Origin of the sequence: Caballeronia sp. ATUFL_M2_KS44 (assembly GCF_023630965.1) — a bacterium.
In the GTDB taxonomy this organism is placed as follows: Bacteria; Pseudomonadota; Gammaproteobacteria; order Burkholderiales; family Burkholderiaceae; genus Caballeronia; species Caballeronia concitans.
Map to the genome: position 1 here is coordinate 248,062 of NZ_JALQEA010000057.1, position 18,064 is coordinate 266,125.

The 18,064-nt window shown below is 59.9% G+C and carries 11 protein-coding genes; 7 read left to right on the forward strand and 4 right to left on the reverse strand.

The genetic code is table 11. The annotated features are described in order from the left end of the window. Positions 1-3: 3 nt before the first annotated feature. Complete coding sequence (deoC, locus tag NCR39_RS24845; protein ID WP_250454794.1) at positions 4-1,011, reverse strand: deoxyribose-phosphate aldolase; 1,008 nt, start codon at positions 1,009-1,011, stop codon at positions 4-6. 457 nt (positions 1,012-1,468) lie between these two features. Here deoC and NCR39_RS24850 point away from each other — a divergent pair, with 457 nt between their 5' ends. Continuing rightward, positions 1,469-3,394, forward strand: coding sequence for an AAA family ATPase (locus tag NCR39_RS24850; RefSeq protein WP_250454797.1), 1,926 nt, complete (start codon positions 1,469-1,471; stop codon positions 3,392-3,394). 71 nt (positions 3,395-3,465) lie between these two features. Here NCR39_RS24850 and NCR39_RS24855 read toward each other — a convergent pair whose 3' ends face one another. Beyond that, entirely contained in the window at positions 3,466-4,596 is a 1,131-nt protein-coding gene (locus NCR39_RS24855; protein WP_250454798.1) for a DSD1 family PLP-dependent enzyme, read from the reverse strand. A 171-nt stretch (positions 4,597-4,767) separates the two neighbouring features. Then, positions 4,768-5,880, reverse strand: a complete 1,113-nt coding sequence (locus NCR39_RS24860) for a zinc ribbon domain-containing protein (RefSeq protein ID WP_250454800.1) — start codon at positions 5,878-5,880, stop codon at positions 4,768-4,770. 649 nt (positions 5,881-6,529) lie between these two features. Here NCR39_RS24860 and NCR39_RS24865 point away from each other — a divergent pair. Together NCR39_RS24865 and NCR39_RS24870 are read left to right on the forward strand one after the other, a co-directional pair. Beyond that, complete coding sequence (locus tag NCR39_RS24865; protein WP_250454802.1) at positions 6,530-7,723, forward strand: glycosyltransferase; 1,194 nt, start codon at positions 6,530-6,532, stop codon at positions 7,721-7,723. Between the two features lie 112 nt (positions 7,724-7,835). Then, positions 7,836-9,191: a hypothetical protein gene (locus tag NCR39_RS24870; protein WP_250454803.1), complete on the forward strand. Its 1,356-nt coding sequence runs from the start codon at positions 7,836-7,838 to the stop codon at positions 9,189-9,191. Positions 9,192-9,205: 14 nt separating this feature from the next. Here the strand turns inward: NCR39_RS24870 and NCR39_RS24875 are convergent, their stop codons facing one another. Continuing rightward, positions 9,206-10,405: a glycosyltransferase family 4 protein gene (locus NCR39_RS24875; RefSeq protein ID WP_250454805.1), complete on the reverse strand. Its 1,200-nt coding sequence runs from the start codon at positions 10,403-10,405 to the stop codon at positions 9,206-9,208. A 799-nt stretch (positions 10,406-11,204) separates the two neighbouring features. Between NCR39_RS24875 and NCR39_RS24880 the strand changes: the two genes are divergently transcribed. The 4 genes from NCR39_RS24880 to NCR39_RS24895 all read left to right on the forward strand — a co-directional run bounded on the left by NCR39_RS24880 (position 11,205) and on the right by NCR39_RS24895 (position 18,055). Next, on the forward strand, positions 11,205-12,281 hold the full coding sequence (locus tag NCR39_RS24880) for a glycosyltransferase family 4 protein (RefSeq protein WP_250454807.1): 1,077 nt from the start codon (positions 11,205-11,207) through the stop codon (positions 12,279-12,281). Positions 12,282-12,684: 403 nt separating this feature from the next. Beyond that, entirely contained in the window at positions 12,685-14,970 is a 2,286-nt protein-coding gene (locus tag NCR39_RS24885) for a polysaccharide biosynthesis tyrosine autokinase (protein WP_250454809.1), read from the forward strand. Between the two features lie 125 nt (positions 14,971-15,095). Next, positions 15,096-16,325, forward strand: coding sequence for a hypothetical protein (locus NCR39_RS24890; protein ID WP_250454811.1), 1,230 nt, complete (start codon positions 15,096-15,098; stop codon positions 16,323-16,325). Positions 16,326-16,366: 41 nt separating this feature from the next. Further along, positions 16,367-18,055, forward strand: coding sequence for a glycoside hydrolase 5 family protein (locus NCR39_RS24895; RefSeq protein WP_250454813.1), 1,689 nt, complete (start codon positions 16,367-16,369; stop codon positions 18,053-18,055). Positions 18,056-18,064 lie beyond the last annotated feature (9 nt).

An 18,064-nucleotide genomic window follows, 5' to 3' on the forward strand; every position in this document is an offset into this window, starting at 1 on the left:
TGGTCAAGCAACCGGATGACGATTGAACGCCGAATAGCGCCCGCTTACGTGATGCTCGAGTTGCCGCTCGATATCGGCAAGAAGACTGGAAGCGCCGATGCGAAAGAGATCGGCTTCGAGCCATGCGCGCCCCAGTTCTTCCTTCATGAGGATCTGGTATTGAAGCACTGACTTCGCGCTGGACACGCCGCCCGCGGGTTTGAAACCGACTGCCGCGCCCGTGCGTGCGAGATATTCGCGAATCATGCGCAACATGACGAGCGACACGTCGAGCGTTGCGTTAACGCTTTCCTTTCCCGTCGATGTCTTGATGAAATCCGCGCCCGCCATCATGCAAATCATCGACGACTTGGCGATATTCGATAACGTGTGAATGTCGCCGGTGCCGAGAATGGCCTTCACGTGCGCATCGCCGCAAGCGGCACGGAAGTCGCGCATTTCGCTATAAAGCGCTTGCCAGTTCCCCGTCAGCACATGCTCGCGCGTGACGACGATATCGATTTCCTTGGCGCCATCCGCTACCGAAGCCTCGATTTCCTTCAACTTCAGCGAATGGGGATTGAGGCCGGCGGGAAAACCGGTGGATACGGCCGCAACCGGAATGCCGCTGCCATCCAGCGCATCGACGGCCGTCCTGACGAAGCGGTGATACACGCAGACCGCGCCCGTCGTGATGGGCTGACCCGACATGCCGAGTGCGTCCAGCAGATCGTCGCGCAAAGGACGGCGTGCTTTAGCGCAGAGCCGTTCGACGCGCGCGGCGGTGTCGTCGCCGTTAAGCGTAGTGAGATCGATGCAGGTAATGGCTTTGAGCAGCCACGCCGCTTGCGCATCTTTCTTGACGGCGCGACGCGTGCCGAGCGTGGACGTTCTTCGCGATACAGCCGATTGATTCACTCGCAGCCCTTCGAGCCATGCGAGATCGAACGGCACGCCAGGATTGCGCGCGCTGGTGTGAGCCTGCGCCTTGCCGGGCCACGCGACGACAGACTTCGAGACAGTTTCCACCATGAGATCGAGTGAGTTGCACGCTTGCGCGATGCACAACAGGTTTTGATAGATTGATCTCAGTTTACAGCAGTCTTGTTACGATCGTAACATAGGGAAAATGCGTAGACGCCGACTTCATGTTCGGATAAAACTAGTGAATATAAGAGGCGGCATTCTTTACCGCGTGGAGCGCGAATTAATGCTGTGATATCCTCAGAAACGCTTTAAAGAAAACACTTGAATGGACGAAACGCGAGTAAGAAGTACCGCTTTTCGTTTCAGGTCAAGAAGGTGCGCCGATTGCCGTTAAGAAAACGGCATGCATGACGCACTGCTCTCTCCAGCGGTTCAAGGTCAATCGTCAAGCCGCGCGCGGCGGACATCCCACCACCGAAGCAATACCCCCGACACACTTCGGACTCACGCTCCGACCATACATTAACGGCCGCGCATTGCGGACCCGTTCAGGATTTGCCTGATGAAACCGGTAAGGAATTTTCTGCGGTCACGCGTTGGCCGCTTCATTGCATATGGCGTGACCACCGTTGCGCTTGCTGCTGCGGCTGGCGCGTTCATCTGGCGTCACAACGCAACGCTCTCACAGCATGAGGGGCTGGCTTTGCCCGGCGTCGCGAAGGAAATGCGTGCGGATGCCACGCCGTGGACGCATCGCGAGAAAGACGTCTCCGAGTTGATGACCGATATTCGCGCTCACGACGTCAGCGCAATCGGCGTGAGCCGCGATGCGATTCTCGTGTCCACGCAGCACGGCGAGAAATATTATGTGGCCGACCACAACGGCTCATTTTCCAATGCGCTCCTGATCGGCGATTTGAAGTCGGGTGCGAACGCTCCGTATCAACTGGTCTGGTTGCCGGACGCGAATGTGCAGACCGGCATGGCGCGCTGGGCCGACAACTTCGATCGTCTGCGCGATATCCTGAGCATACTGCTGCCGGTTCTGATGGTCGGCGGTCTCTTGTGGTTCATGCGACGCGAGATGCGCGGCGGCGCGCAACTGCTCGCCAAGTCTCCGACGATGCGCTTCGACGATGTGATCGGCGCAGGCGAAGCAAAGGCCGCGCTTACCGATGTGCGTGCATGGCTCACCGAGCCCGCGCAATTCACCGGCATGGGCGTGCGCGCGCCGTGCGGCATTCTGATGACCGGCGGTCCTGGCGTCGGCAAGACGCGTCTTGCTCAGGCGCTCGCCGGCGAATGTGGCGCGAATTTTATCGCTATCACGGGCAGTTATTTCAGCGCGAAGTACTACGGCGTCGGCATTCAGAAAGTAAAGCATCTGTTCGAGCTTGCGCGCAAGAATGCGCCGACGGTGATCTTCATTGACGAAGCCGATGGCCTCGGCAAGCGCACGGATAGCGGCGGCGGTCCCGTTGAAGCCGAGAGCAATCGCATCATCAATCAACTGCTTGCCGAAATGGATGGCTTCGCGTCGAACGAAGGCGTGATCATCGTGGCGGCGACGAATCATCCGGACAATCTCGACGAAGCGCTGCGTCGTCCGGGTCGCTTCGATCGAACCATTCAGGTTCGTCTACCCGATATCGAAGACCGCGAGAAGATCTTGCGCTTTTATGCGGCGAGCCTGAAGACGAAGAGCGGCGACATCGACTTCACGCAACTCGCACGCCTCACCACCGGTCTTTCGCCGGCCACGCTTGCGATGATCGCCAATCAGGCGGGACTCGTTGCGCGCAAGGCCGGCGAGAAAGAAGTCGCGGCCGGGCATTTTGTCGAAGCGATCAAGATTGCGCGCATCGGCGATATAAACGGTGCAGAGCGCGCCTTGTCCGACGACGAACGCACGCGCATTGCAATTCACGAAGCCGGGCACGGACTCGTCGCGGCATTGCTCAATACGGGCGTGCTCGAAGAAGTCACGATCCTGCCGCGCGGCGGTGCGTTGGGTGTCGCGCTCATCACGAAGACGCAGGACAAGCATCTTTATCGCGAGACGGAGATGCGCAATGAGATTCAAGTGCTGCTCGGCGGGCGCAATGCGGAACTGCTGATGTTCAACGAAGCATCGAGCGGCGCGGCTCAAGATTTGCAGGAAGCATCGCGTATCGGTCTGGATATGGTGTCGAAGTTCGGCTTCAACAGCGAGGGCAATCTGTTCAGTCTTGCCGCGTTGCCGCAACAGGTCGCAGGTCTGCAATTGAAGACGGCCATTGCGCATGCGAACGAACTTCTGCACGATCTCAACGATGCCTGTTTCTCGTTGCTCAAGGCGAACGAACCGGTGTTGCGCGCCATTGCCGATCAATTGCTAGAATCGGAGACGGTGCCGGGCGAAACCGTCTATCGCCTGATTCGCGAGCATGCGGCGGCCGTGAAAGCCATCGTGGACATCGACAAGATCGATGAAGCGCTCGCAGCCTGAAGCGCATCGACGAGACCGCCGGAAGCCTTGAAACAGGCATCCGGCGGCAAATTCACTTCAGTCAGTTTCGCTTACCAGCCATAGAATCGCGGCCACGTCTCGACCGAACCATCCTCTGCTATGGCGTGATACTCGGGATGCTGCGCCCCCGTTGCGCAAGCATGATTCGGCACGATGCGAAGGCGCGTGCCGATGGGAAACTTCGCCGCGATTTCCGTATCGATCGAACCGGCTCGCGACACGATGCCGTGCTCCTGATTCGCACCGCTCATCACGTAGTCGCCGAGCACCTCGCCTTCCTCGCTGCATACGAGGCCATAACCGAAATCGCGTGACTGGCGCTGTGTGCCGCGATCACGGCTCATCGCCATCCAGCCCGCATCGACGATAGCCCAGCCCTTCTCTTCCTGATGACCGATGACCGTCGTCAGCACGGAAAGCGCGATGTCTTCGATCTCGCACACGCCCACGTTGTGCATGACGAGATCGAAGAGCACATACACTCCGGCCCTGACTTCGGTCACGCCTTCGAGATGCTGCGCGGAAAGCGCGGTAGGCGTCGACCCGATGCTCACGACCGGACACGGAAGCCCCGCCTCTCTAAGCCGTTCGGCCGCACGAACCGTCAGCGCGCGCTCCTGCTCCGCGATCTTCTCTAGCGCTTCCTTCGTGTCGTATTCATAGCTGGAGCCTGCGTGCGCGAGAACACCGCCCAAGGTCATGTCACCGTCCACGAGCGCCCGGCCGATTTCAATCAGCAAGTTGTCTTCGACCTGAACGCCGGACCGGTGGCCATCCACATCGACCTCGATCCACACTTCGAAGCGCTCGCCGTGCGTCTGACCGTAACTCGCAATTGCATGCGCCGCTTGCAGACTGTCGACGATGATCTTCAGGTCACAACCCTTGCGTCGCAGGGCCAGCGCTTGCGGCAACTTGGCGGGAACCATGCCGACGGCATACAGAATGTCGCGAATGCCTGCATCGAAGAATTGCTCCGCTTCTTTGAGCGTCGAGACAGTAATGCCTCGCGCGCCGGCTTCGATTTGCGCGGCGACGACCTTGCTGCATTTCGTCGTTTTCACGTGAGGGCGGAATTTCACGCCTAGCCGATCGAGTTGCGACTGCATGCGTTCGATGTTATGGCGCATCCGGCGGATGTCTATCAGCGCGGCCGGCGTGTTGAGGGTCTGGATACTCATGCTTCTTCTCTTTGGCGTTTCAGGTAGAAGCACTATAAAGGCAATGTGCGTTCTGCACCGCGCACACCATCGATCTTGCCCGTTGGCGCATGGCGATCATGTCGCGGGTGGAATCGGAGACGACGCCGATGCATCGATGACTCGCGCTCGTTTATTCCGTCATGCTAACGATTAATGCGCTTCACCGCGCCCCTTGTTTGGAGTCGTCGCACGGGGGTGCGGAACGGAACCACCGTTGTCTTCGCGAACGGCAGCGGCATATGGATCCGGGCCGGTGCTGGGCGTCCAACTGCCCGCCGATGTCATCGCGGGATTGACGACCGGCGGCAGGACAGTCGGACTTTGCGTATAACCGGTGTCTAGCTTTTTCTCCCGCGAAGCTGTGCGCTGCGGCTTCTTATCGGTTCGCGATCCCCGACTCACCGCTTTCTTGATGCATGCATCGCCCTTTCGTGAGCACGTGTTCGACCTGGAGGCAACGGTCGCCTTGCCCTTGCTTACTGACCGCGATACCCGTTGCTTTTCTTCGACACGCGCGGTGTGTTGTGCATTCGTCGCAGGCCGCGCATTCATCAGACGATCCGGCTTCGCATTCTCCACCTTCATTGGGCGCTGTTCATTCAAATCGACAGCGTTCGCCACGCGCTGATTTGGGCGTGAATTGCACCAAAGCATATCGAGGCCGAGCGCCGCGGCGGGCGTCACACTGCAAGGAGTCGTTTGCGCGGGCCCTGGCACGATAAAAGCTACCCGTTGTAGCGATGTCTCGAAGGCAAGCAAGCGGTCCGGCGCAAATGGAATGGATTCGCTACCCTCTTTCGTCTTCGTCGCCTGGCGTTCGTTAGTTCGGGCTGCCGGCGTGATCGGTGCGGCGAGTCCCACGGTGCCTACGGCACTCACTCCAGTGTGTTGCGATCGGGCGCCGTCATTGAATGTGGCGCGCATCAACGCGTAAGCACTGGCAAAGATACAAATGCCGACCGCGAGTAAGATCGCGCGATTCGGCTTCGGTGATAGCACGCGTGGCAAGGCAAGCAATGAAGTTCTGCTGGCCTCGATCGCCGAAGCGCGGGAATCCGGTTCGTAGCCTTCCGTTTGCGCGTGGAGTCCCATGCCGGACGACTCGCGCAACATGACGGCTGCCGATTCGTCGGCTCTCGTGAGCGTTGCGCCGTGGCGATCCGCGCCGCAATATGGGCATGCGATGTCATCCGCCGGAGAGATGCTTTGACAGCGAGGGCAGATGACTGAGTAAAGCGACCGCAACTCATCGTGCTGGTCCATGGTCATACCCGATCGAATGAGTGCCGTCCGCAACGCGCAGTGCACCGATGTGGCGCTCGATACGCGTTCGGCGGGCAATTTGCCGCTAGAGGCAGCGTCGCCTCGACAAAGAGTCGACCCTTCGACACGAACGCTTCAGAGACTCAAGTAACAATGTCGACGCGAAAGCCTGGCCTGATGTCAACGGTTCAAACGATGATTCCAACCGACGTTAGCATACCGATGCACCGTTATGTACCCGAGAAAACGCTTTCGAACAACAATATCGATAGCCCTGCGAACGATCGTTCAAGCGTTCTGCGCAGGAAGAATGTAAGCTGAACACACGTGCGTCGCGCATATGCGACGCGCCGGTCTGCACGACATGAAGGGCTGCACGTTTAGATGGCCCCAATAATGAAACGGCACCGCGTTTAGCGCTTTCTGCCCCGCTCCGAGGCGATGGCGGCTCACGTGAGACTTCCTTGAAATCCATTACTTCTGATATTAAGCCGCTTGCATGCATGCCCTTGGTAAAGCGCCCTTCAACGATGTTTTCTGGACATCGACAGCAAGCCGTCACTAAACTTTGGATGCTGGAACGAGTTCGTCCATGTCGTCACGAAGGCCGTAAAGACGCGCTCCGATGCGCGCAACAAGGGAGAACGTCGTGAAGGTGGGAATCTATTGCGACTCCGGCATCAACGGCGGTCATGAAGAGATGCTCAAGCGCTTCTTGCTCGCACTCGTTCAGAGTGCGGATATCGAGGCCTTGCATGTCTTCGTCCCGCGAGAGAACGCGGCCCTCTTTCGATATGTGAGCGAGCTTGCCAGCGAACATCGCAAAGTACAGACAATTGCCCTTCCCTTCACCGCCGAATCCATACGCGGCAATCTCCTCGCAATGTTGCGCATGGCCCGCTTCACCGCGTCCATTCTTCGCAAGCTGCAGCCGCATAAACTGCTGATCGCGCAAGGCACCATCGTCTCGGGGCTCGCGGGCCTGTTTGCCGCGCGCTTGTCGGGCACGCGAAGCATCAGCTATCTGCCGCTCGTCGACGACAGACCCAAGAGCACTCGTCTCATCGACAAAGCGAAGTGGCTTGCCAAGCGTGGCGTGTATCGCATGCCGAATGAGTTCATCACCCTCAACGAGCATTTGCGCGCCAAGTTGCGCATGTTCGCACCACATGCGCGCACGATGATCCTCGAGAATTGCGTCGATCACCGCTTCGGCCGCACGATACTCACGCGCGCCGAAGCGCGCGCGTCGCTCGGTTTGCCCGATGACGGCACGACGATCATCACGCACATAGGGCGGATCGATTTCGAACAGAAGCGTCACGACTTCCTGCTCGAATCGATCGAACGTCACGCCGGTGCATTCAGGCGCAGCATCGTGCTGATTATCGGCGAAGGGCCGGACGCGGCGCGCCTTGGCGCGATGGTCGAAGCGAGCCCGGTGCTGTCGGAGTGCGTTCGCATACTGGGCAAAAAGAGTGACGTGCTTCCGTATATCGCCGCAAGCGACACGCTCGTGCTTCCTTCCGCATTCGAAGGTGTGCCGCTCGTCATGATCGAGTCGATACTCGCCGAGCGGCCGATTGTCGTGGCGCGCGTCTCGGGACTCGATGCCTACTTGCCCCAAGCGCTGCTCTTTCCCCCGGGCGATCACGACGCATTCGTCGAACGCGTCTTTGCCGCTCGCGATGTGCCGGTCGCTTTGCTTGCGCAGGAATTCCGCCGCCGCTTCTCGCGAGAAGTATTCGATGCGCAGGCACAGCGCGTCATCACGCGTCCCGCGCCTTACGCCGACGCATTCGACTCCGCGTCAGCGCCCAGTCCCGATGTGCTGAAGAAGTGACGCCCGCATTCAAGCGCCGCCTTGCACGGAGCATGCGGTACGAACGTCGATCGTAGTCAAACTCATTGATTTGACCTACTATGTACTTTCTTAATTCCGAGAGCCCCATGTCATGAGCCGAGTCGTTATCCTCAGTCTCGCGTCGTTGAGCGATGACGACAAAGAAGACGTCGCATTGCCTGCGGAGGTCAAGAGCGAGCGGGGATCGGTAGTCGAGCGCGTCATCATATCCACGAAGCACGCAACCACGGTCGAATTGCCGGACGACACGAACAGCGGCGGCAGATCATCGGAAAGCACGGGACGGCCCGGCGCGAGCGGCTTGTCGGCCGTGGTCGTCAAGGTGTCGACGATGAACGGTCCGAACATCACGCGCCGCATTCCGTTCGTGGGACGCTTCGCTCAACATACGATCGACCTCGTTCCCGACGACATTCCCGAATGGCTCACGTGGGCCGCCGCGCATGTCGATCTCGCGGAAGCGTCGCGCGTGTCGTTCGACGAGACGCCCGCCTATCAGGTATGGGGACAACTATGGGCGCCGCGATTCGGAACGTGGCGCCCCGTCGAGCTTGTTATCCATCAGCATCGATCGTGCGCTTATGCCGAGCAATTCGAAGTGGACATGCGCGAGCCATGTCTCTTTCAGATTGGCGGACCCGAGTTGCCGCCGTGCTTCGTATCGCTTCCGGCGGGCCACGTGAAGGTTCTTCTTACGCCGAACATGCGCGCTGAAGGACAAGAGTATCCATTGAGCGTCGTCGTTTCTCGCGCATCGGAAGGACCGCGCAGTGCATTGCTCTCGCTTCTCGCAATGAATGAAATGGTGCAGGCGCCGCGCCTCGCCGAAGAACTCACTAACGGCTTCGACTGGAATAGCGTGCGTGACGATCCGCTCATTGCATGTGCGCTCGCTCATGTCGCCATCCGGCTTCGAGCGCGGGACAGATTCACGCTCGCGGATGCCGTGAATCTGTTCCAGACCGCGCGCGGATCGCCTGACGCGGCCATCCTGCTCGCTAACCGCGAGCTTGCCGACACGCCGACCGATCTGCCCCGTGTCCTTCGCCTGCTCGATGTCGGCATCGGGCGCAATCTTCCGGTGCTCGCGCAATCGCTGACCGTGGCGGCCGCGGCGCTCGAGACGCTACGAAGGCATGCGGATCAGATCGATCAGAACCTGCTAGCGGCTTTGTTGGAGAAGTCGCGCATGTATGCCCGCGCCAGGGCGAACGCGGGTCCGTTTCTCAGCTTCTACGGACAGGCGCCCAACGCCGCCAGTGAACTGGAGCGCCATGAGAACGCGCACGCGCCATCGAAGGTACATGTGCCGATGGCCGCACGCACCATCGGACGAGCGCTCGCGGCTATCGCATCGGGCTTCAGGACGATTGCCGCCACGTCCCTCATCGACACCGAGAAGAACGCGGCGCATGCGCAAGCCAAGCGCTTCGATACGGTCACCTAATCATTGACTCTCGATCACTCGAGAGGCTCGACCGATTCGACAGCACCTCTCGGCACGGCAACGTCGCCATGCACGGGACGCCGATCGGCGGCCGCATCCGATTGGAAGCGCGCGAGCCGCATGTCGATGAACGAGCTGAGCGAGGCCTTGAAGATTTCGCTGGAGAAGCGCTCCGCGTTTTCGCGGCAGACTCGCGGGTCGAATGCATGCCTATTGCGCTCGAAGCGCGAAACGGCTTCATTCAGCGATGCAGGCGTCTGGTCCTTGAAGAACACGCCGGTCGGCCGCTCGCGCGGAATGCCGATGACCGTTTCCAGCGCACCGCCTCTGCCAAACGTGATGACGGGCGTGCCGCATGCCTGCGCTTCGATGATCGAGATGCCGAAATCTTCTTCGGCCGCATAGACGAAAGCGCGCGCACGCTGGAGATGATCGCGCAGGACTTCGAACGACTGATAGCCCATGATCGTGATATTCGGGCCTGCGGCCGCGCGGACCTTGTGCATGTCCGGCCCGTCGCCGATCACGACGAGACGCCGCTCCGGTGTCATCGAGAACGCCTTCACGATCATGTCGATGCGCTTGTACGGAACCATGCGCGATGCGGTCACATAGAAGTCTTCTTTCTGCGTGCGCATGCCGAACGCACTGACATCGACCGGCGGATAGATCACGGTCGCATCGCGGCGGTACGCCTTCTTGACGCGCCGGCTGATGAAATGCGAATTGGCGATGATATGGTCCACGCCGTTCGTCGAACGGGCGTCCCAGCCGCGAATGTAGTGCAGCAGCCCGCGCGCAAGAAGGGACTTGATGCCCTTGGAAAGACCCGCCTCGTTCAGATACTGATGCTGCAGGTCCCACGCATAGCGGATCGGCGAATGCATGTAGCTGATATGCAATTGATCCGGGCCGGTGATCACGCCTTTGGCGACCGCGTACGAACTCGATATCACGAGGTCGTAGCCGGAGAGATCGAACTGCTCGATCGCGAGCGGCATGAGGGGCAAGTAGCTCCTGTAGCGCTTCTTCGCGGAAGGCAGCTTCTGAATGAAGGAAGTATGAACCGGACGATTTCTGAGGCAGGTGCGATCTTCCAGAAAGTCGACGAGCGTAAAGATGTCGGCATTCGGATAGCAGTCGATGATCTGCTGCAATACTTTCTCGGCTCCGCCCGACACCACGAGCCAATCGTGGACAATGGCAACTTTCACAGTATCTCCTGATACATGGGCGCTCCCGGGGCTTGGCAGACTGCCAATGATGATTTGAATGTGCTAACCACCGCGCCGCTCACTAAAAAGCCAGCAGACGTGAAGCGACCCGGCCAGATTTATTGACGGCTTTTCTTCATGCGGCTCAAGAGTCTCTCGGCCGTCTCGAACAACCACATCGAGACCGTCGCCACGAGAAACAAGCCTAAAACCCGGACGATATCGATTGCGCGTGCGATGAGCCCGATGAACGAGTGCACGCGCGTAACGAATGACATTGCCTGTCCCATACGTTCCTGTGTGTCGCGCCACACGCGGCGCGCGCAGCCGTACTTCCCCGGTACGACGTTATGGTTCGCATGCTGATTCGATGGTAACGACTCGAGGCACCGACTATTAGCATGGTTGATGCCAGGACCGCGCAAGGCAGGCGCAAATGGAATGCGAGCCTGTGTGACTTCGTTGGTCAGTTAAAAGGCGCTGGTCCTGGAGGCAGCAACCGTCCCGCGAAGACGACACTCTAAGCGATGCATCGTGCTTCGGCAATGAACGAAATACTCAGTAACGAAATAAAAACGCCCGATCGTCATGACGAAAGCATTTCTTTAGCAATTCCCTGTTAAGCGCGATTAATTGCGTCCGGTACCGCACATATAAATTAGAACACGCATGACAAGCGACTTACTCTCTGATAGAAAGGCTGCTCCGTTCGTCTGCGTGTTGGCGCACGTCTTTCGATGCGAGGGCCGGCGTCCGCGTCGTATGCAGCATGAGCATTTGCAATAAACAAGGACACTCGATGGGCTTTGCAATAAACGGTAAGTTCGCATCACAGCGCATCACTGGCGTGCAACGCGTTGCGTATGAACTCACGCGCGCCATGCAGTCGCGAGCATCGTCGCCAACCGAGCTTCCCGTTCTCGTGCCTCCCGATGCGAACGACCTGGGACTGGCCGCGCGCCGTACGCACATCGCTCGTAATCTGAAGGGCAATCTCTGGGAGCAGATCACACTTCCGCTGGAATCGCGGCGCGATACGCTCATCAGTCTCTGCAATACCGGGCCGCTTTTCAAGCGCCATCATCTGCTGATGATCCATGACATGGCCGTCTACGACGTCCCGCATGGCTTCTCCAAGAAATTCGTGATGTGGTACCGCCTGAGATTCTCGGTGCTGCGCAGGCAAGCGAACCTGATATTGACCGTATCGCGCTTCTCACGCGAGCGCATTTGCCATCATCTCGGCCTCGACGAGTCTCGCGTGGAAGTCATCCGGCCCGGCGCCGATCACATGGATCGCGTCACGGCCGAACCCGGCATTCTTCAGAAGCTCGCGCTCAAGAGAGACAAGTACTGCATCCTCGTCGGCAGCCTGGACCCGCGCAAGAATCTTCAGCGCGTGCTCGCTGCAACCAGGCTGCTCAATCACCTCGACGACGACTTCAAGTTCGTCATCGCGGGCGGCGCGAATCCACGCGTCTTCGCCAATCGTGATTCGACACAGCAGCCGGAGTCGGATCGCGTGATATGGGCGGGCTTCGTCACCGACGGCGAACTCAAGGCGCTCTACAGCAGCGCGGCGTGCCTCGTTTTTGCTTCACTCTATGAAGGATACGGCTTGCCGCCGCTTGAAGCGATGTATTGCGGATGCCCGGTGATCGTATCGGCTGAAGCGTCGCTTCCTGAAGTATGCGGCGATGCGGCCATGTATTGCGACGCCACGTCGGTCGAGGACATTGCGGCCAAGATCGAATCGATGGCGACCAACGACGAATTGCGCGAGAGACATCGTCGCGCGGGGTTGGCGCATGCATCGCAATTCAGATGGGAAGGCGCTGCAAAGAAACTCATGCAGATTCTACAAACAGCAGGTTGAGATTACACGTTCGCTTTTGTAAGCCATTGAATTTAGTGGCTAGAAGCAAAAGCAGACGCGAGTCAAGCCTAACTATGCGATCGGCTAAAACTTTTCACGCCTGCTACGTCCCTTTTTTCGTAATGTGCGTTAGCGCACGTACCGTAAATTGACTAGGCTGGAAGGTAACCGTATTGCGACGGCTACGCGTTTTCCCGAGTTTTCTGCCGCGGGGCGCTACCGTCTGATGTTTGGCCGTCCCAAACATTCTCCTTCTTTAGCAAACGTTGGAATTTTTTACGGGTCGTGCGGTCGCGGGAACGGTATTCCTTGCGCCGCGCGCCGTGAATCTTTGGACCGACATTCGAATCCATAAGGAAACCCTCTAATGAACACACCAGTTCTTGGGATCGATCCAGTCCCGATGCGCAGCCGAGACGATAGATTCTCTGCAAGTGATTTCTGGAAACTCATCGTCGATAACGTCTGGCTCGTCGTGTCGATCATCATCGGCGTGACGGCTTTGGCAACGGCTTACGCATTCCTTGCCACGCCCGTTTTTTCGTCGGATGCGCTCGTCAAGGTCGACTTTCCAAATCCCAATGCACTCGGCGTGAATAGCGGGCAAGTGCAGCAACAGGTCGTCCCTTCGCAATTGCCGACGGACGCCGAGATTCAGATCATTCAAAGCCGCGCGGTGCTTCTGCCGGTCATCAAGAAGTTTCATCAGGACATCTCCATCACGCCGCGCGAGATGCCGCTGCTCGGCCGTATTTCGAGTATGTTGGCCACGCCGGGCCAACCCACTGCGCCGCTTCTCGGCTTCAGCTCGTTCGCATGGGGCGGTGAAGACGTGAACGTGAGCCAGCTCGAAGTGCCGGCGCGCCTCGAAAACAAGAAACTCATGCTGCGCGTGCTCCCGCAAGGCGCGTATGAGCTCGTCGACAACGACGGCAACTCGATCCTTCATGGCACCGTTGGCCGCGTCGCGACGTCGGACGGCACGTCGATCATGATCGACAAGCTCGTCGCTCGTCCGGGCACGGAATTCAACGTCATTCGCTTCAGCGAGTATCAGGCGGTCGCGCGTTTCTCGAAGAACCTGAAGGTCATGGAATCGATGAAGGATTCCGGCGTCGTGCAGATTCTCTATGAAAACGAGGACCCGAAGCTCGCGCAGGACATCACGACTTCGATCGCGCAGACCTATATCGCGGCGCATGTCGATCAGCACCGCGAGGAAGCGAGCGTCACGCGCAACTTCATTCTCGGCGAACTGCCGCGACTCGAGAGCGAACTGAAGCGCACCGAGACCGAGTTGAGCAACTACCGCATGTCGTCGAATTCGATGCAGCCCGGTACGGAAGCGAATTCGTATCTGCAGGGAAGCATCGACATCGAACGTCAGATCGCGACGCTCGAGATGCAGCGCACGCAGACCGCTGCCCGCTTTGCACCGACGACGCGCGAAGTGCGCACCATCGACGAACAACTCGCGACGCTCAAGGCCCAGAAACAGGCATTCGATCAGCGCTTCGGCCGCCTGCCGGTATCCGAACGCAAGCTGATGGATCTGACGCGTGATTCGAAGGTCGCCGAAGACATCTACGTGGCAATGCGTCAGAAGGCGAGCGAGCTTGCCGTCACGCGTGCAGGCACCATCGGCAACGTGCATCTGATCGACTCGGCCATCTATCCGACGGATCCGTCGAAGCCGAAGCGTCCGCTCGTGATCGGTGGCGGCGCGGCCGCGGGCCTCGTCCTCAGCATTCTGTTCGTGTTCTTCCGCGATCAACTCTCGCGCAGCGTGAAGAGCCCGCATTCGGTCGAAAGCCGTCTGAGCCTGCCGGTGTTCGGCGCGGTCAGCTTCAGTCCGATGCAGGCGCGTCTCGATCGTCCGTCGAAGGCATCGCTCCTGCCCGGCAAGAGCCGTCCCGGTGCGATTGCGGGCGACCCGTCGCGCCGCGTGCTGAGCGACGAGCGCGATGCCGATACGGTCCTGCCCGACGACGCGAATCATCACCTGCTTTCCGCCCTCGGCGATCGCGACATGGCCGTCGAAGCGTTGCGCGCAGTGCATGCATCGCTGATGCTCGACATCGGGCCGGCGCCGAACAACGTGCTGGCAGTCGTGGGCGCCACGCCCGGCACCGGCAAGACCTTTGTTGCATCGAATCTGGCTGTGCTGCACGCACAAACCGGCAAGAGCGTGTTGCTGATCGACGGCGACATGCGACGCGGCCGCATCGCTTCGATCTTCGGACAACATGGCGGCAACGGCTTTGCTGAAGTGCTCGCGAGCAAGATCCAGATCGATCAGGCCATCCGCGATACAGACGTGCCGGGTCTCTCGCTGATGACCTCGGGCCGCTTCCCGGCCAATCCGTCGAAGATGCTGTCGACGCCGCGTCTGCCGTTGATCCTCGATCTGCTGCAACAGCGCTACGACCTCGTCATCATCGACACGCCGGCCGTGCTTGCTGTCAGCGACGCGAACCTGATCGCGGCGAACGCGGGATCGTCGGTGGTCGTGGTGCGCCCGAGCGCGCAGAGCGAAGGCGAACTGCAGGAAGCCATCAAGCGGCTCGATCTCACGGGCGCGCGTATCGCGGGCGTGATCTTCAATGCGGTGCCCAAGCGCCGCAGCGAGAAGCGCACGTATGCCTATGCAAGCGCCTATATGTCCAACGTGGCGACGGAAGAGGAATAAGCGCATCGTCCCCTTTCCGATCAGTAAGTCGGACCGCCGCCAATGCCGCCCAGGCATTGGCGCGTTGTCTTGCTGAGCACGTCATAACAATTCGAGTCGATGGACGCTAGCGTCCGGAGAGACCCATGTACGCACGTACCATCTCGATGTTGTTCTTCATGTTCTTCACTTGCGTGATTCTGAATCCGCAAGTGTCGGGCTTCACGATTTACTTCTACCTCTTCATTCCGTTCTTCGATCCCGGTTTCCTGCGCTTTCTCGGCGCCACCGCGCGCCGCTGGAGCGGACCCCTCGTGGTTGCGGTCGCAGTGAGTTTGATCGGATCGCCGACGGTAGCGGTGCGCGTCTTGTCAATTGCGGTCTGCATCGGCTATCTCATGTACACGAAGCAGCGGCGCATCTTCTATCTGCACACGTGGATGATGATCAACATCGGCTTCGCCGCGCTGCAGTTCGTGCTGTACTACGTGAACCGCGATCTCGCGATGGCGCTCGGTCCGCGCCAGCTCGGCCAAATGATCTGGGGTTCGTATGCGACCGCGGCCTACACCAACTTCTTCGAGGTGTTCTACTTCGCGCGCGTGTCGGGCTTGTCGCGTGAAGCGGGCTTCTTCTCGTCGCTGCTGGTGGCATCGCTCGTGGTGTATCTCGTGACCAACGAGCGCATCGACAAGCGGGTCGTCGCGCTGTATTTCTTCGGTCTCGTCATCAGCTTCTCGAAGTCGTCGATGCTGCTGTTCCTGTTCGCCGCGCTCTACCCTTTCCGCAGGCCGCTGCGCGCCACGCATCCGCTCATCGTGTTTTGCTGCTTCGCAGTGGCGATGACGCTGCTTGGGGTCTACATGGGGAACCACGTGTTCTTCGGCTCCGAGACGTTCGGGCATCGCTTCGGCGGTTATCCGTTCATGGTCGAAGCACGGCTCGAAGACCTCATATCCGGCATCACCGCGCCTGAGATTCTCAAGCACTATCGCTATCTGCCTTACATACGCCTGATCGAAGGCGACATGATGGTGGCCGGCGTGCCGTTCGCGGGACTGCCCGCATCGATCGCGGACATGGGCCTTTTCAGCGCGCTGATGTTGTTCGGCGTCGTGGCCTTCACCGCGTCGGATGGCTTCGTGCTTCTGCTCTTCCTGCTGATCTCGTCGACGGTAAGCATCACCACGGTCACGTCGTTCGTGCCGCTCGGCTACCTGCTGCTGTACTGGCCGCGTTTCCAGACGTATATCGCGGAACAGCGTCTCGCCGCGTGGCATCAGGGACCACGACGCGCGCTCGTGCGGCGCTTCACGCCAGCGCGCGCGCCGCGTCCGCCACGGCCGCATGCCGCGCACCTCATCGAAGGCGAATGAGCGCCGATTCATCCACAGGTACGCAGCCAACAGGAGTTTCAATGCCAGTGCTTCGCATGAAGCAGGGCGTGCCGCGTTACCCGCGTCACGCCCGACTGATCGCACACGCCACGCTCATGCTGGCGGCACAGTGCGCGGGCCTCGCGCTTGCAAACGATGCCTTCGCCGACAGCGGCCTCACCGTGGCGAATGCGCCGGGCTCGCTCATCAGCGACGATGCCGGCAGCAAGCGCATCACGTTCAAGCTGCCGCCGGGAAGCGTGTCGGAAGGCACGCAGGTCGTGGCCACGCTGTATCGCTATGACGACAACGCCGAACTTTCGCAAACGCCGGTCGATACGTATCGCGCGCCGGTATCGGGCGGCAAGAGCGGTAGTCAGGTGTCCGTATCGATTTCATTGCCCGGTCCCGGCTTGTATGTTCTCGATGCCAAAGTCGTGTCGCCCGGCGGCGCGGAAAGCGATTCCGTGAAGGTCAGCCTCGCCGCGCTCGCGTCGGGCAACGGCAGCTTCGCGGACGCGGGCGTCGCCACGCACTTCGGCCAGCGCAAGGGCAATCCGGCGACGGTGCTTCCGCTCATCAAGCGCGCGGGCTTCACGTGGATACGCGACGAAATCTACTGGAGCGAAGTCGAGAAGACGCCGGGCAAGTTTCAACTCGGACGCGGCGTCAACGATTATGGCGGCTACGTGCATCAGGCGGCGATGATGAACATCAAGCCGCTGATCGTGCTCGACTATGGCAACGGACGCGCCTACCCTTCCCTCTTCAAGGGACCGCAAGCCTTCCCGAGAACGGACCAGGAGCGCGATCTGTTCGTGCGATACGCGCAAAAGGTGGTCGGCTTCTTCGGCAGCGATGTGAAGACGTGGGAGATCTGGAACGAGCCCGCGTTCCCGAAGATCGGCTATGACAACTACATCGCGCTGCTCAAGCCCGTCTATACCGCGATCAAGAAGGTGAGTCCCGATGCGACCGTCGTGTCGTGCGGCGGCGGCGGCGCGGGCGGCGGTCCCGGCGGCGATTGCATCGTGGAGATCGCGAAGGCCAATGCGCTTCAGTATCAGGACGCCTTCAGCATTCATCCGTACATGTCGCCATACGATCCGGATCACGGCTATACCGCGAAGGGTTCGCCGTTACCGCGCGTGAATGTGCCGAGCGTATGGCCGTATCTGCGGAACATGACGCAGTCTCACCCACGGCCGGACATCGGACGGCTCAAGCTGTACATCACGGAGATCGGCTGGCCGTCGAGTCCGGAGGCGGCGGGCCTCTCCGAGCAGAAGCAGGCGGCTTACGCGGCGCGCACGTTCCTGCTTTCGCGGCGCTTCAACGCAGTGGAAGCGGTGATGTGGTACGACTTCATCGACGACGGCGTGAAGCCCGCCGACAAGGAAGCGAACTTCGGCCTCGTGCGGCTCGATCTCACGCCGAAGCCTTCGTACGTGGCGGTCGCCACGCTGATGCGCAACATCGGCTCGCGCAAGTGGGACCACGCGCTCGTCGATGACCAGGCCACGAAGGTGTATCAGTACGGCGAGGGCGACCGCGTGATCGTCGGCTGGCGAAGCGATGTGGATGCGGACCCCGTGCCGACATCCGTTCCCGTTCCGCCGGGCACGTACACGCAGATCGACTGGCAGGGCGCGAAGTCGACGGTCACGGTCAATGAAGGTTTTCAGTGGAAACTCGGCGCGTTGCCGAAGTACCTGATTCCTGCAAAGTGATGAAGCCAC